Annotated in this window: 9 protein-coding genes; 3 read left to right on the forward strand and 6 right to left on the reverse strand. The window is 56.6% G+C overall.

Annotated elements, in window-relative coordinates; all coding sequences use genetic code 11:
• Positions 1-2 precede the first annotated feature (2 nt).
• Both BT116_RS15310 and BT116_RS15315 read right to left on the reverse strand, forming a co-directional pair.
• Positions 3-455: a DUF6484 domain-containing protein gene (locus tag BT116_RS15310; protein ID WP_072345255.1), complete on the reverse strand. Its 453-nt coding sequence runs from the start codon at positions 453-455 to the stop codon at positions 3-5.
• Between the two features lie 16 nt (positions 456-471).
• Entirely contained in the window at positions 472-2,697 is a 2,226-nt protein-coding gene (locus BT116_RS15315; RefSeq protein ID WP_072345257.1) for a type VI secretion system Vgr family protein, read from the reverse strand.
• Between the two features lie 269 nt (positions 2,698-2,966).
• On the opposite strand from BT116_RS15315, the gene BT116_RS15320 reads away from it, so the two are divergent.
• The gene (locus tag BT116_RS15320) at positions 2,967-4,025 is read left to right on the forward strand and encodes a LirA/MavJ family T4SS effector (protein WP_072345259.1); all 1,059 of its coding nucleotides are present in this window, start codon (positions 2,967-2,969) and stop codon (positions 4,023-4,025) included.
• Between the two features lie 36 nt (positions 4,026-4,061).
• Here BT116_RS15320 and BT116_RS15325 read toward each other — a convergent pair whose 3' ends face one another.
• From BT116_RS15325 to BT116_RS15335, 3 genes are all read right to left on the reverse strand, one after another.
• A complete protein-coding gene (locus tag BT116_RS15325) occupies positions 4,062-4,868 on the reverse strand; it encodes an HNH endonuclease (RefSeq protein ID WP_072345261.1) in 807 nt (268 codons plus the stop codon).
• Complete coding sequence (locus BT116_RS15330) at positions 4,861-7,068, reverse strand: AAA family ATPase (RefSeq protein WP_072345263.1); 2,208 nt, start codon at positions 7,066-7,068, stop codon at positions 4,861-4,863. The genes BT116_RS15325 and BT116_RS15330 overlap by 8 nt, the downstream gene beginning before the upstream one ends.
• A gap of 352 nt (positions 7,069-7,420) precedes the next feature.
• Entirely contained in the window at positions 7,421-10,774 is a 3,354-nt protein-coding gene (locus tag BT116_RS15335; RefSeq protein WP_072345265.1) for a patatin-like phospholipase domain-containing protein, read from the reverse strand.
• A 529-nt stretch (positions 10,775-11,303) separates the two neighbouring features.
• On the opposite strand from BT116_RS15335, the gene BT116_RS15340 reads away from it, so the two are divergent.
• Complete coding sequence (locus BT116_RS15340) at positions 11,304-11,984, forward strand: peptidoglycan-binding domain-containing protein (RefSeq protein ID WP_072345267.1); 681 nt, start codon at positions 11,304-11,306, stop codon at positions 11,982-11,984.
• Positions 11,981-13,894 carry an HNH endonuclease family protein gene (locus tag BT116_RS15345; RefSeq protein WP_072345269.1) on the forward strand — a complete coding sequence of 638 codons (1,914 nt, stop codon included), beginning with the start codon at positions 11,981-11,983 and terminating at the stop codon, positions 13,892-13,894. The genes BT116_RS15340 and BT116_RS15345 overlap by 4 nt, the downstream gene beginning before the upstream one ends.
• Here BT116_RS15345 and BT116_RS15350 read toward each other — a convergent pair.
• Entirely contained in the window at positions 13,889-14,422 is a 534-nt protein-coding gene (locus BT116_RS15350; protein WP_139209454.1) for a carboxypeptidase-like regulatory domain-containing protein, read from the reverse strand. The two genes, BT116_RS15345 and BT116_RS15350, sit on opposite strands and share 6 nt — an antisense overlap.
• Positions 14,423-14,452 lie beyond the last annotated feature (30 nt).

Below are 14,452 nucleotides of genomic sequence, written 5' to 3' on the forward strand. Positions count from 1 at the left end.
CCTCAGTTGATCTGTACCGAGCCGCCCTTGATGCGGTTCACGCCGGATGATCGGCTCGAGAGGTAGGCCCCTCGGATCAACACCTTGCCTTCGCGCGTGAGGGTAATGCTCGCCTTGCCGCAGCGCAGGACGATTTCCCGCTCGGCTGTAAATTCCAAGCGCTCGCCGTCCAGGTGGGCGACGGCTGGCGTGGCGGTTTGCGGCAGGCGCTGGATGCGGCCGATCACCAGCGGTCGGGCCACGTCGCCGGCCTCGAACATCAGCGCGACCTGGGCGCCGATGTCCTCTCGGCTCAGCGGTGTGGTAGTGCGCGCAGCGAGGCCTGTGTCAGCGGGGCAACCGGGGAAGGCCACCACTGGGGCGTCCGCCTTGGGCACATCCAGAAGCACGCCAATCACGACGCCCTCCACGCGCACTGGCGTGGAGGAGGCGGGGAGGTGGTATTCAACGGTCATAGCGCCTACTCCATGGCTAGTTCTGCAGAATCTTCTGGCCTTTGACGACCACATTCTTGCTGGCCTTGATCTTGATGGCACCGGAGCCGTCGATGGTGATGTTCTTGCCGCTGATCATGATCGTGCCGTCCTTCTTCATGGTGATGCTGGCGTCGCCCGTCGTCAGGCTGATGGAGTCGCCGGCGGTCAGGGAGAAGTGCTTGCCAACGTCCAGGCTGTCGTTCTGCTTGATGTTGGTGGTGCGGTTCTGGGCGACGTCGCGGGATTCGTTCTGGCCAATCTGGGTGCTCTGGTTGCCGTTGATCTCGATGCCTTCGTTGCCCTGGACCGTTTCGTTACGGTTGCCGGTGATGCCGATGGTCTCGTTACCGCCCACGTCCTCGGTGCGGTTGCTGGCGATGCTGATTTTCTCGTTGGCACCGACTTTTTCGGTGCGGTCCGCGCCGATGGTGATGGTCTCGTTACTGCCCACGTTCTCGGTGCGATTGGCGCCAATGGTGATTTTCTCGTCGCTGCCCACCTTCTCGGTACGGTTCACGCCAATGGAAATGCTTTCGTTATTGCCGACCTTTTCCGTGCGATCCACACCGATGGTGATGGTTTCGTTGTTATCGACGGTTTCGGTGCGGTCGTGTTTGACGTGCACGGTTTCGTCGTTGTCGATGGTCTTGCGGCGGTCATGGCCAACCCAGTGGGTCTCGTCGTTCTCGACCTCGATGTCCTGGTTTTTCTCGGCGTGGATAAACAGCTGCTCGGCGCCTTTCTTGTCCTCCATGCGGATTTCATTGAAGTTGGCCGGCGAGCCGCCCTTGCTCGAGCGGCTTTTCACCCCGCTCTGGGTGGCATTGGCCGGCAACCCGTAGGGCACGGTCTGTTCGGCGTTGTAGACACGGCCGGTGATGATCGGCCGATCCGGATCGCCCTCGAGGAAACTGACGATCACTTCCTGACCGATCCGCGGGAGTTGCACGGATCCCCAGTTCTTGCCGGCCCAGGCTTGGGAAACACGAATCCAGCAGGAGCTGTTTTCATTGGACTGGTCATGGCGATCCCAATGGAAATGCACTTTGACCCGGCCATATTGGTCGGTCCAGATCTCCTCGCCACTGGGCCCCACCACCACGGCGGTTTGTGGTCCACGAACGATGGGCATCGGCGTGAGGGGCAGAGTTCGGAAGGCCTGGTTGGCATCCATGCAGTCCAGTTCGCTGACGAACTGTTCGGCGACGTCCGACTGTCCGCTTTCATAGGCGTCCTGACGAATCTGATAACGGGCGGCCACCACGAGATACTCGCGGTTCTGGTCCGCGCGGTCATATCCCGTCAGCGTGAACACATGACCGCAACCGATGCCGCGGGCGCGTCCGCGCAATTGCACACGCTCGAACTGGCTGTGAATGGCTTCGATGCGGGTACGCGCGTAGTGATCGCCATCGTTGCTCTGGACGTACTCACCGGGGTAGTCGTAGAGCGGGTAGTCGGCGTTCGTGTGGGTGCGCGGCACACTGGAGCGCACCTCGAGGCTGGCGCGTGGGCGCAGGAAGTCATAGTCGTTCAGCGCCAGCGAACCGGGTTGGACTTCCCGGGCCAGTTGCCAGTCGTAGAAATGATCGCGCTCGCGCATTTGCCGATCGGGCGGATAGAAGGGCACCGATTCATAGTCTGCCGCCGTGGAGTGAGCGCCATAGGCGTCGGCCAGCACCAGGACATGCCGCGACTTGTCATGGCGAAAGTAGTAATAGATGCCTTCCTGCTCCATCAACCGGCTGACGAAGTCGAAGCTGGTTTCGCGGTACTGCACGCAATATTCCCACTCGCGGTAGCTGCCGCTCAGGCTGTCCTCGAAATCGGAGAAGCCGAGGTCGCGGAACACCTGCTTGATGATGTCCGGCACCGTCTTGTTCTGGAAAATCCGGCAGTCGGAGGTGCGGGTGAGCAGCCAGAACCACGGGCGCAAGCTGACGCGGTAACCGGCGAACTGACCGTGGCCGGTCAATTGCCGGCAACTGCAGACAATGCCGTGGAAATAGCGCTTGCCGCCGTCATACAGCTCCAGGGTCAGGCCCATCGGCTTGCCCAGCAATTGGTCGAACGTGATTGCCCGGTCTTCGGAGGTCAGGTCCAATTCGTAGTGAAACAACCGCCCCAGCTCTTCGCTGCCTTCCATGCTTTGCAACAACAGGACATCGCCGCCGAGGGGGCTGTCGACTTGCACCAAACGGTTGTTTTGCGTGATCTCCATATCGCCTCGTAATTCACACCCGTCAGCGCCGACGGATGGCAGAATCCGTTTCCATGGATAACGTCTGCCGTTATCTCGAGAAGCTATTCGACCAAGGGAACAGCGCTGAATTGTGTTTCAAGATAGGCGACAGGAGGGCATTGGTTAGGCTCTTTAGTTATATGATTTATTCAGAAAACAGCTAAAACAGCCGGATCACGGTTACCAAAGAGCGTGCAGCGCCGTGTTCCGGGACTAAGCTGAAAAGGCCATTCATGGAGGAAAACGCGATGCCCGCTCAAAGCGAAGCCAGTGTAGCTTTGGACTTCACCAATCACTTTTCCCAAGCGTTTCAGAACAGCGCCTACTTCCAGGACTTCTGCGATGTGGGGGCGTTTCTGTCAGCGGAAGAAAATTGCAGGGGCGCGCTGGCGTATCTGGAGCACCAGTTATTTCTGTTGTTCTCTGAACGGACAATGGCTGTCCAGGCGGCTCTACGCTCCAAGGGCGTCACCATTACGCCAGAGACGGTGTTGAATCTATTCAATCATCTGAGCGGCATGAGAAAAAAATGGAAGAAAGGCACACCCAATGAATTCCATAGGTTTGCCGAGTTGGCAAAGGAAACGACTAGCAAGCTGCTGACTACCGTGCTGTCCCGCTGGGAGGCCGATAACGGCTTCAATGTCGACAAGGAGTTCTTTTCCAGCAAGCACTTACCGGCAGACTTGCTGGTCGGTAACGTCTTGTCGTTGTTCAACGATCAACTGGCATCGGGACGCCCCTTCAAGGATCTCGGTGCCGGTCCTTGGCACGGTGAGCATACCCACAGAATCCAGTGGTACCTGATTGGCATAGGCTTGAATCTCGGCCCCAAGGCCGGAGCCATGTTCAAGGATGTCAAACGGTGGATCAGCCGTCAGACCCTTCAGTCTATCGACCAGTCCAACACTGTGAAGCGGTACCTCTGGGAGTATTTGTTCGATCGAGAGGGAGATCCATCGAATGCCGCATCGGTTGCGTTCAGATGCACGGACAAACTCGACTTCCGTGCGCCCAGCAACTTGAACAGGTTTCTAATGGATGAGGCACAGCGCGAGACTTACCCTCTGTTGAATTGGTGTTTGAATTACCGACACGAGAAGCGCATGAACGGGACTGTGGGGATCGAATATGCAGCTTCCAAGGTTTCCAATTGGAATCTCAGAAAAGTCGTGAATGCCAGCGAACGAGGGTTCAACGGGACCGACGATTCCCGATTACTCAAGGCCTTCAACAGTGGTTTGTTCATTCGCCGTGGGCATCTCATCAATGGAGTGCAGTGGCAGCAGTGGCCTGATGATCTTTAGGTTGAACTGCTGCCGCCCTCAATGAGTCGCTTTACGCTAACGGGGCAGCGCGCCATTTTTTATCAATTGGGAAGTGGACTTCGCAAGTGCCTGGTGAAAAGCCTCCAGCTCAGGCGCCCAGGCGCCCTCATTTGACGACGCATGAGCATTGATCACCTCCAACGCTCCTTTCAACTCTGGATTGCTGTTGAGCACAATCTCACGTGCTGATAGATCTTTGAGCAGATTAAGACAAAGATGCCGGCCCTGGTCGCTTACACCTCGATAGATCGAAACGATGTGATCATTGGTCTGTACGCGAATAAAGCGTACATGCTCGGCAAAACGATGAAACCTTGGGTGATACATTTCAATGAACGCAGCAGGTGCCGGATAATCCTCCAGTCCATGTTTATCGACGCTGGTCCAGACATGGTCGAGCTTTATCTGGTTGCAGTCGAAACAGGCAATCGCCAGGTTCCAGAAGTGAAACGTGTACTGGACGAACGTCGCACGCGGAAGAATGTGCTCGATGGGTTTGGCATAGGCAATATTCACCAGTGGGCGCTGGCAGTAACAGCACAGCCCGTTCTGCTCCCGCTCCAGGAAAGCTCGCAAGGCTTTGCGGATTAACGGGCCGGTTACACCGGATTTGAAGCTTTTTCTGTGTTTTGTCAGTTTGCTCCATAGATCTTGTTTCGAGGCGGGCAGTCCTTTTTGGCGTCGTTTGAATTCGGCAATGGCTGCGGCATTCTGGGTCGACAGATGTTCCAGTGTCTTCTTGCGATGAATCTCACGCTCGTGGCAATCACTTTCATACCGTGCTAGTGCGGCGTCCATAGATTCCTGGGTGAGATCAACCATGGCGAGGCTCGCTTTCTTCACGCAACATCACGATCGCAGCCAGGGTTTTTTCGATCAAATCAAGATCGCTGGCCTGTTGCTCATCATCTTCACCTTGGCCGTTCTTTCGGATGGTCGTCCTGAAGGTTTTGAGCTTCTCGATCGCTGTTTCAGATTTGATGGCCGCGTTGGGTGTGTTCGCATCCGAGATAAGTGAGGCAACCAGCTTCGCACACTGCTCATGGACTTCACGGTTGTGCGGCGTATAGGTTTCGAAACCATCCATGAGCAGCGTCTCCACGGAGTGTCGCTCAATGATAGGGATCTCATCCAGGATGCCGATGCTGGACACGTAGCAAATATCGTCATCCGCTGCGTTGGCAATGAGGATCGGTGAATGAGTAGCTACTACGAAGGAAACATTCAAGCGATCACTCAAGAGATTGAGGATGCGAGGAAGCCGTTGCTGCCAACTAACGTGCAGGCTGATCTCAGGCTCGTCGATCAGAAACGTCGGCCGGTCGGCGTCCGAGGCAATGATCTTGATCAGCAGGCCAATGATGCTTTGCTCCCCAGAACTCAGGTTGTCGAAGGGAATCGTACGGTGCCCCTCGCGAATGAAGTTGACCTCGTACTCGCTGATCGAACTTCTGTCACGGTTGTAGTAGCGCCTATCGTCAACATCTGAAAGATCAAGTGTTTCTCGACGAGGGACGCCGAAGCGGTCGTGGCTGAGCTCGGACTTCAGGATCAGATAAATCTGGGAACGGAATCCGACCAGCCCCAGGCACTCTCTAAGCAACTCGACTTTGCCTGGTGCGGACGAAATGGCACTTACCTCCTTGGCAATCTGGGTCCTGCGAGCACCTTTGTACTCGAAAAGATGCTTGATAGTGCCGTCGTCGACCGGGAAACGGTCAGCATGGGACAAGGGAAGGCCTACACTGCGTTTTCCAGCTTCCACCAGTTGGTAGACGATGTCGGTTAGCAGGAAACTCTTTCCTTCGCCATTGTTGCCAATGATATAGACGCAACAAGGCCTGCCACGCTGTTCCAGCACATCCGCAATCAATTTGCTGTTATCCGAACGGGTTCGCTGCGAAGATTCGCCAGACGCGGCCTTGAGTAACAGTCTCTTGGTCAGGACGGCCCTCAAGACATTGCCAGGCCGCCTCTCAATTGCGTTGCAGAGCCGCGAAATTGGCCTGAAGCCAGCGCTGAAATAGCTATTGAGAAAACGCCTTACATCACTGGAGAGATACTCGAAGTAACTGTGGGCGACGCGGCCTTGCCAAAGGTTGTAGATACAGCCGGCGAGGAGCATCCGCTCGATACCATCCAACGGTGGCAGCGATTTGTTTGACAGGGAAACATCGATGTACAGCGTTTCTCGCTGAGTCGGAGCAGTATTGATAATAATCGCCGTACAGTAATCTGAAACAGTAGGCAGGCTGCTGAAGGCGATGACCGCTTCCACTTGGGCACGGTTCTCGATCAACGCGTACAAGCGCGACCACGTATCCCCCATGTTGGCGCGGGTCCAGTTATGAATGAGCACCAGCCGACCTTGTACCTGATCGTCCAGCATATTTTGAAGCCCGTACAGCATTTGGGTTGGGTCAGGGTAGGGCGCGTCCAGGAGGACCGTCGATTGAACGGTTCGACGATGATTCTTGAATGCGATGAAATTAGGCCTGATATCCATTGCTGCCAAGCGGATGGTGATCAGATCCCATTGATGCTGGCTAACATCGTCGGACATCGGAAAAGAGTCTTTCGGGTAGTCACCGAGCAACCCCAGCGACAGTTCGGCTGTACTCGGGATTGCTTCAAACAGGGGCGTCGGCAAGGTCGACTGAATGGTGCCAACCAATGCGGCGACCAGTTTCGGATGGCGGTAATCAATACCTAATGCCAATGAAATTGCTTTCGCGGCCAGATGAGTGATTAAAAAGTCTGCGTTTTCGCCAGGCTCGATAATACTCTCGGCTTCATGCAGCAGACTGCTGAAGTCACTGAGCTTGATCGAAGCAAGCTCCGGGTGCTCCATCAGTTTTTGGGAGAGCGTGTTCAAAATGTTGTACGGCTTGCTGATCCTGGCGACGATCACCAGCATTAGCAAGAGTCGTACGTGCTCGGGGATACTGGCGAGCCTCTTTACCTGGGCTTCAAGCGTTTCGATCAATTTGTCGGCGTTGATTTCGCGATCATCATGGTACATGTCAGTCGTAATCCTGATCTGTCAAAGGGCTTCCGTGGCGATGACTGGCAAGTGGCCATCCTGCGGCTATTGAAAAGCTTTGGTGCCGCGAATTCAACAGGGGCCTATCGCTTATAGCGACCTGACGTGCCGACTGGGCCAAGTCGCGCGCGATGAAGCGCAACTACGTTGAGGCAGGAAGCGGCAGGCAACCAACGATGAAACGGGGGCTGTAGGTTAGGTTGGCTCAATAGATGTGAGAAGCTGTTCCATTAGTTTTGAGAATTAGCTCAAATGTCTCGCCAAAATCGAACAGGAGATCGCGCCGCCTGTTCCGCCATGGTCACATCGACGTGGTTAGCGAATCCTCCGCTCATTGGGAAAACCCCTCGGCGGCGGCCGTTGGCGGTAACCAAACTTCGATGGTGCCAGCAAACTTCTCGAAGCGTTTGTTCAGCTCTACCACGACCCAGCTCTTTTCTGGCTTGGAGGCCAGTTTGGGAAGAGCCTCGGCGCAGGCTTTAGCATCTTCTTGGTGATAAATGACCGTGGGCATACCGTACGGCGTCGGTGCGCTGCGGCCTTGTCTGCGGGCGGTGTCCAATACGTCTTCGATGGGTGGCACTGAAGCGCCCTCAGCCCGCCAAAGTGATCGCAAGGCGCGAACATTGTCACGACCGTTCGGGCCGTAGATTTGGATGAAGATCGTAATGCCCTTGCAGGCCGGTACGTTGTTCGATGCCTGGCCATTCTCAGTGATGGGGTAGGCGGCTACTTGGTGGCTGAACGAGGGGAAATGAGCCCAAGGCCACGTGCTCGCTGTGATGCTGGTGAGTACGGGGGCAGACGCCACCACATAGGGCAATTCCGGAGTTTCCTGCTCGAGGGTTGTAGTTGCGACTTGCTGGCTTTCGCTATCGAGCTCGTCGGTATCGCAGTAGGTGTCTGCCTTGCGTTCATTCTTGCGTTCATTCATGCGCGCTGTTTTCTCAGGTTCTTCGCGCGCCCAGTACCCGTCGTTCTGATTGACCAGAGAGGCGGTAGGCTTGCTCGGGCACTGGAATGTCTTGATCAGCGTGTTACATACCGCCAATTTGTCGTTCATGCGCGTACACAGGCCATAGGTCATGCGCAACATGTCCAGAGCCTCCGGGTTATTCAGAAACAGATCCTGCTGGTCATGGGCGCGTAGCGTCTGCCAGGTGGTCAACAACTGCGCAGCCATGCGCCCCACCGAGTCGTTGAGTTGTCCGCCATCCATGCTCACCGGAAGCGTTCCGTAAGCGTCGTACAGCGGTTTAAGTACCTGATCGCTGCCCGCGCTGCTATCTACCTGGACCTTCTCGAATGCGACCCAAAGCCCTGAAGCCGAGCTGACGATCACGCCCAGTCCCAGCCCTGCTGCCGCCGCTGATTTCATCGGAATGCGCAGTGGTCTTCGCGATTTTTCGTCAGTGGTTGCGCTGTCCGCAGGCACTGCGGTGGGCGTGCCAGTGACATTTGCTGCCGAGGTATCGCCCAAGGACGCTTTCGCCCGGGTATTAACCCAGCCATCATTCTGAACGGCCGCGATCAGTGAACGCAGCCTGGTTTCATCCAGCCCCCCGCCCAGATGACAGCCCAGCGAGAAGTAGCTTTCCCATTGGGCCTCGTCAAAAAACTGATCCGCCGTAGAGTCCTGAGGAAAGTCCTCGCAATCGCGACTGTAGTTATAGATATCTTCAGGCAGGCCGGGTGTCAGGTTCGGTTTTACCAGTACCAACACCCCAGGCAGGTTTTTGTCAGGGTAGTTGATCCGAGCTAATGCCAGGCAGGCGGTTTTAGACGGCGAAGCCAGCTCGTCGAGGGAACCGAACAGCGCGTCACTGCCTTGCGGCGGACTGATAAATCGAATGTCCACATTCATGTCTATGCGGGCACGGCGAATCAGGTTTTCCAGGTCTTGGAACTTGTAGGCCGGATCAGCGCCGCAATCGGCCATTACGATCAGTTCGCAGCGTGCCTCAAGCAACGGGTATACCGCCGTGTTTTCCGAGTGGCCCCCATCGCTAAGGTACTGGGTGTTGCTGGCGGTTCCCGCAAATTTCGCCAGCAGTTCGGAATAAAGGCCTTTGTACTTCGGAAGCAAGATAGAGGACCACTGCGTGTCTTTATCGCCAGTGCGCCACCAATAACCCAGGCGCACACCCAAGGTGGTCAACACAGACGCGATGCCTGGCCGCGTGAGGCTGCCCATGCCGGGCGCTGCGGCAGCACCGGAAACGGCCATCCAGGTACCCAGTGTGCTGAGGGTACCTGCCTTGAGTTGCAGCCATTGCCTCCCTTGGACCTTGTAGTACCCGGAACCGACCAGCGACATCAAGTCTCCCTGCCGATCAATGTTGTAAAGGCCTTCGCGTTGGTACGTCTGGTTTATACAGACATTGATGATATGAACAGGCCCACCGTTCAGATGCGGCTTATAGTCCTTGAGTGGCACATCATCGTTGCCGTGGACCTCCGTGACCTTCGAGCCCTGCTTGCGCTGTAGGTTCGCGGCGCCCAGATAAGCACGAGACAGTCTCGATCGATAGAAATTATGCAGCGACGAGCGATTGAGAAACTCAAGATTGCGCCCGGACAGGGCAATCCATCCTAGTGAAATGATTGTAGGAACGGCGAGTGCCCAGGCGGCTCCGACAAAGTCCACCCGGTTCCACTGAAAATCCCAGACTCGGAGGGTTGCAAAGGCGTGGACCAGGCTGGTCCAGAAAATGGCCAGCACCAGCAGTCCAAACCTCCCAGCCAAGTCCAGCAGCGCTGGTAACCGCTGCCGTAAGAACTCTGAAGAACTGCCATTTTGCTGGAACATGGGAAGCGCTAGGCGGAGCACCGATAGGATGGAAGCGAAAAATACCCCGAGCGTAAACAGATGTGCCGGTTGCTTGGCCAAGCGCCAGGCAACCCAATCAATGCCTCCTAGGAGGACCAAGGCTATGCCTGTTTGCACGGCAAGCGCTAGCTGACGCGTGACCTTGTGCGAAGCGTTGTCCACCTCAGCATGTTCGCGCCCGGACGTCGGCATGTACCAATAACAGGTCGCCGCCCCGATCGCCCAAAGTATGGGTACTGGTAATGCCAGCCAAAGCGTGGGCCACTTCGAGACCCACTCCCAGAGTTGGATGGGCGTGAACCCATAGGGTAGGGACGGGGTTGCCTTGATCAGATAATCCATCCCGTACCAGGCCAGGATATCGATGAAACCTAGGGCACACGCCAGCAATATCGCAAGGAAGCCCAGTTCCAAGTGAACACCTGCCAGGTTGCGCAGGAAGGTAACGACCCCGAACAGTCGATCCCGACCGCCGCGCGGCGTCAGGTAGCGGCTGTTTGCGCGTAGCCAGCTTCTATGGTGCGAGGTGGCGCCATGGGCGCCGAGTTCATCCTGTAACGCTTCTGCAGACTCGGCACTCTGGGCGAGCCTGCCTACCATTGAGCCGATGTAACCGCCTCCGGAAACAGTAGACATCAAGTCAAAGCGCGAGAAAGCTTTGGCCTTGGCCAGCGCCGAAATGAGTCCATAACAGAAAATTGAACTCCTGATTCCTCCCCCCGATAGTGCCAAACCCCAGCGTTGTTCCTGGTCCGGCGGACGATCGGTTTCTGGAAGTGCCTTCCGGCGGTCTTCGATCAGGCGATCGAGAACATCAGGCTGCGACTTGGTATTACCAGTGTCAGTATTAGTCATAGGCCACCTCAAGCATGTATTTAGCTGCTGATAAACTCCAGCTACTACTTGGAGGTACCTCTGTATGTCTATTTATAGCGCAACCTCGCCGCTTCGCCATCAGCCCATTGGCGGCCTCTAGGTTCAAGGTCCGTAGAAAGTCGCCAGACTAGCGATGCAAAACTCGATTTAGCGAACATTTGAAGGCTGCCGCTGATGCTTAGGCGTTCTGTTCTTTGGAGCTGAGGGGGAGGTAGGAGGCAGACGGCTCAGGCGAAAGCGTAAACAACTACTCATATGATGTTTAACATAATATACATTATGTGTACTTATAGATATTCCCATGGCCCCCATTGATGGCTGGATTTGAAGCCAATCTCATCCTCTCAAGCCAAAGCTGTACCGTGACGTCACCGATATCCCTCAACCCACTGTCGCCAAGTTCTCCGTGTTCCCAAAAAGGCACATAACGTACTAAGGTTTAAATCGCCTGCTGAATTGGTGCGATTTCCTACACACGACCTCAGTGCGACATACAAGGATAGACAGTATGAATGCCAGATCGGACCCTGGCGGTGACGGCATCGTTCTGGCACTGGGAGCCGCCGAAAGTGTCGACAGCGTGGCCTACGCTTATGGACACGCGCGCTCGACACTCTGGGATCACCCACGCAATGCCAACCTGCGCCAGCAACACCCGGACGGGACGACGCTCGCGTCGGGGGATCTATTGTTCGTTCCCCCGCGCACGAAAGCGACCTTCGAACAGAACGCCACCGGGCGAAGGCACACTTTCCGCGTGCTGAACACGCCTGCCTTGCTTCGGTTTCGTCCTTATGCGCTCGCCGGACAAGGCCTGGCGCGCCACTTTGAAGTACTGCGTGGTGACACGCTGCTGGGGCGTGGCACGGCTGAAGCGAACGGCGATATTGTCTGGCCGCTCGAGCCAACCGCCGATGACATCACGGTACGCGTAACCTTTGACGGCTTCTCCCGCGACTACCCATTGAGGCTTCGCGCGCTCGACCCGATCAGCACCCTCAAGGGCGTGCAACAACGCTTGCGTGGCCTCGGCTACTTCAGCGGCGAATGCGATGGTCAGATGAATGACGCGACCCGGGTGGCCATCGGTGCTTTCAGGATGCAGGCTGGATTGCCTGACGACGATGAGTTGCTGAGCGATGCCGTACGCGCGACGCTCCACGGCTACCATGGAGAGGCGTCCCTATGATCCAGGTTCACAAAACGCCAACGGCCCCTCCCGCGCTACAGCGCTCGCATGCTGAGATGCAAAAAGGCATCCAACAAGCTGTCCAGGCTGGCGCCATGGTGGTCCTCTGCACCAAAGGCACCAACACCGCCAAAACAAAAAGTGTTCCAAAAGGCGCGGTGAAGATCGTCATCGACGACGATCAGTACAAGCCGCCTCACGCCAAGGCGCTGCTGAAGGTGGACCAATATGGCAAGTGTGCCTTTTGCGAGGCGCGCTTCATGAGCACCGCAGGCGGGGATGTCGAGCACTTTCGACCGAAAAAACGCCACGACGGTTTCGTCCCTGTGGGCGCCCAGGCACTCGATAACCTCGGCTATTTCCAATACGTTTATGACTGGAGCAACCACTTGTGGTCATGCAAGGAGTGCAATGAGACCTACAAGAAAAACTACTTCGACGTGATACCGGACAACCTGACGACCCCACCGCCGCGCCTGGAAGACTTCGACACCGAGGACGAGTTCTGGCAAGCCATTGGTGAATGGGGTCGTTTGGGTCCACCGCGACACGACGCGTGGAACAACCCGAGCAATGCCGAAAGGCCGGTGTTGATCAATCCTGTCACCGAGAATCCGCGCGAACACATCAGCTTCGATTCAGAGACGGGAGAAGCCGTCCCCGCTCCTCTCGACGACCTTAACCAACAAATGCAGCCCACGAGCGACAGGGGTGGCAAGAACATTCTTGTCCTCGGCCTGAACCGCAAGGAGCTTGTATTCGCCCGCACGCGACACCTGGCAATGTTGCGAGGCGTGTTTCTGGAGATGACCCACAGCCTCGACCTAACGATCGAGTTCCTGAAATGGCAGCGTGGAGACGAGTGGTTCAAGACCCTGACGGTGCCAACATTGCGCGACAAAGTGAAACGCTACACCGCTTACCCCGTGTCGGAGGATCAAACCCGCTCGGCCATCGAGTTCTTGTATTACTCGACGACGCCCCAGGCGCCGTTTTCGGCGTTGGCGATGGATGCCTTTGCCTGCTGGAGCCTGGAGCTGACCAGACACGTGCTGCAGTCACGCGAGCACATCACTCAGCTGCAGGCCGCACAAAGCGGGAATGCGCCGGCCACCCGCAGCGTCCACGAACTTCCCCGGCTCGGCCTGCATGCGGTCATCCTGGCTACCTACCAAGCGGACATGGAGGCGCTGAAAGCCTCGCGTGACACCCTTGGTGCGTATGCCCCGTTATGGAATGCCGGATTTGAGCAAACACACATCGAATACGTCTGCCGGGACCGCCTGGCAAAGGTCATGGCTCTGCACGCCAAATTTTACAAGGACCAAAAAGGCTATCCCCGTCACGACCCGGCTTTTGTCACTGCTTTTCTGAGCCACGAGCGCGATGTCCTTGATGTCTGGAATGCCCTGGAAACCTATGAGTGCGACAAGGATACATGGAGCAGCGCGATGGACACGATGAACCAGAACCTGACGGAATATGGGCCGGATCTCGCAGAAGACCTCACTGTCCATTGCAACCAGATCGTCGTCAGACTCAACCATGCGACACAAGCGTTCACCCTGAATCGAAGCTTGAATCAGACAGCGCCCTGGTGCGACGAAGTGGTCAGGATCGGTCAGGCTGGTGAGCAACTTACCGCTGAGCTCGACCGTCGGTGCCAGGCCTGCGCAAACGAAGATGTGAGCAACAGCACCAGCAGCATGCGCGTCACACTGAAGGAAATTGCCGAGGCCGTCGCTAAACTGAAAATAGGCAATATTCCCGAAACAGTGATGCCATTTCCATTGCCAGACCCACCGAAACCCTGGATCACGCCCAAGGCCACCGGGCTGCGCAAGCGCGCCGGCATGCCCCAAGATTTGGACGCCGCGTGGCAGCATATCCGTCTCAAGTCCAATTCATGAGCCCTTCCAGCGCTCCACCGCATGCCGATCCAATTCCGGAAACGTCACCTGACAGTTGCCCGGATCGAGGCCATCCACCCTCGCCCGTCCGAGCCCGTCAAGCACACCGCTGTGCTGGGTCCCGTTTGGTAATGCAATGACATAGGACTCCCCGGCAACGGGCTGCCCCTGCATATCCAACAACTCGATCTCCACGAATGTCAGTACCACCGGCTCAGGTCGACTGGCAGATTCGGATGAGGCTTTTACTGGCAGACGCTTGCGGGCTGCGGCAGACACCGGCGCAACGACCTCTTCTACCGCGACCGAGGCCGGTACGCGAACGGGCATCGGCCGTTGGTATGGAAAAACGTAAGCACACAGCTCCCCGTTCCATAGTTTGCTGGCTACCTGGCGGTGAACTTCGCGATCATCCAGCAGATGGACCAGAGACTCCTGGACGGATAACAGCGCGCGCAAACGGTGTATCTGATCGGCCCCGGCAAAATGTCGGTGAATAAAGCTGTCGGCCTGCCACGGTTCACGCATTTCGATCCTGGCCGCCCCGCTCCCTCCTTG

The sequence above is a fragment of the Pseudomonas sp. NFACC16-2 genome, from assembly GCF_900119205.1.
Taxonomy (GTDB): Bacteria; Pseudomonadota; Gammaproteobacteria; order Pseudomonadales; family Pseudomonadaceae; genus Aquipseudomonas; species Aquipseudomonas fluorescens_Q.